At 61.3% G+C, this 1,307-nt stretch carries 2 protein-coding genes; both read left to right on the top strand.

From position 1 onward, the window contains the following. Nucleotides 1-381, top strand: a 381-nt coding sequence (locus tag AC2VLV_RS04975) for a polysaccharide deacetylase family protein (protein ID WP_486988923.1), incomplete at its 5' end; no start/stop codon positions are given. A gap of 2 nt (nt 382-383) precedes the next feature. Beyond that, nucleotides 384-1,307 (top strand): O-antigen ligase family protein (locus AC2VLV_RS04970; RefSeq protein WP_486988922.1); only part of this gene is annotated, 924 nt, incomplete at its 3' end.

Raw genomic sequence — 1,307 nt, 5'->3', positions numbered from 1 at the left:
GGCTTCGAAATCGGGTCTCACGGCGTCAGTCACCGCATGCTGTCGAAGCTGTCACAGCACGAACTGCAGGGTGAATTGACCGAGTCGAAAGCTGCACTGGAAAAGGAACTCGGCGTTGAAGCGAACCTGATGGCCTACCCGGTAGGTAGCGAGCGGGCGTTCGACGAGCGCGTCATCGCGGCCACGGCGGCTGCGGGCTATTTGCTCGCGTGCGCCTACATCAGCGGCGTCAATCGCAACCCTCTCGAGAACAAGTATGCCTTGCGTCGCCTGCCTGTCGAACGCGAGATGGGGCTGGGCTGGTTCGCGTCCATGCTGACGTTCCCTGGATTGATGAGTTACCCGACCATTGCCGCCGCATCGGCGTCAGGGCGCACTTAAGCATGTTTCCTCTGATTCTGCTGTACGTGGCTCTGACCATCATTCGGCCGCAGGGCTACATGGCGTCACTGGCCAATGTGCCCATGCTGATCGTCGTGCAGCTTGCCGCGTTCCTGAGTTGGATGGGATCTCGCGCCAAGACTTTCGATGCGCCGCAGTTCGTGCTTCTGCCATTGTTCTTGCTGGCGATGATGGCCTCCGAGGTTGCCACCGGCTGGTTTGGCGGGGCGCTCGAGCAGCTCCGCCAATTCGGCCCTGCGGTCATCGCCTTCGTGGTTCTCGCGGCCGCTGCGTCTGTCAGTCGAGGGCGCGTAAAGGTGACCTTCGCCGTGTTCACGCTTTGCACGACGGTCCTCGCCCTGCATGGCATTGACCAGGCCCACTACGGCGTGGGCTGGACTGGCAGGACTCTGGATCATGAAGGGCGCATCACCTACGTTGGCATCTTCGACGATCCCAACGACCTCGGGCTGCTGTTTGTCACCGTCTTGCCCATGGCGTTCTATCTCAGCGGTGGCGGCGGTCTGCTCAGGCGACTGTTCTGGCTCGCCGCTGCCGGCCTGATCCTCTATGGCATTTATCTGACGGACTCCCGCGGCACCATGCTGGCGGTTGCGGTCGTGCTTACCGTTTATCTGTGGTTGACGCGCGGCAAGCTGACGGCGCTGGTCTTTGGTGGCGCAGGACTTATCGCCATGCGGATGATCAAGACGCGGTTTCAGGATCTCGCAGCCAGCGGCTCGTCGGCATTGGGTCGAATCGATGCATGGTATGCCGGGCTGCATATGTTCCTGTCCCACCCTCTGCTTGGCGTCGGTGTGGGCAATTTCACCGACTACAACTATCTCACTGCACACAATTCACTGGTGCTCGTGCTGGCGGAGACCGGCTTCATCGGGTACACCCTCTGGCTGGCCTTCGTCGGC

This window comes from Thiomonas sp. TH-17, assembly GCF_057473305.1.
The sequence above is the reverse complement of the archived record's forward strand: the minus strand, read 5'-3'. Positions and strand labels throughout refer to the sequence as shown.